The organism is Pseudomonas schmalbachii (assembly GCF_017589465.1).
GTDB classification, from domain to species: domain Bacteria; phylum Pseudomonadota; class Gammaproteobacteria; order Pseudomonadales; family Pseudomonadaceae; genus Pseudomonas; species Pseudomonas schmalbachii.
Genome location: NZ_JAELYA010000044.1, coordinates 1 through 249 on the forward strand (window position 1 = coordinate 1; position 249 = coordinate 249).

Below are 249 nucleotides of genomic sequence, written 5' to 3' on the forward strand. Positions count from 1 at the left end.
CATGACTGGGGTGAAGTCGTAACAAGGTAGCCGTAGGGGAACCTGCGGCTGGATCACCTCCTTAATCGAAGATCGCAGCTTATTCATAAGCTCCCACACGAATTGCTTGATTCACTGGTTAGACGATTGGGTCTGTAGCTCAGTTGGTTAGAGCGCACCCCTGATAAGGGTGAGGTCGGCAGTTCGAATCTGCCCAGACCCACCAATTGTTGTGGTGTGCTGCTGATCCGATGGGGCCATAGCTCAGCT

General features: G+C 53.0%; 1 tRNA gene and 1 rRNA gene. Both read left to right on the forward strand.

The window, feature by feature from the left end:
• A 16S ribosomal RNA gene (locus JFY56_RS24280) occupies nt 1–64 on the forward strand; the annotation flags it as partial.
• Nucleotides 65–128: 64 nt separating this feature from the next.
• Nucleotides 129–205 (forward strand) — tRNA-Ile (locus JFY56_RS24285).
• Nucleotides 206–249: the final 44 nt, after the last annotated feature.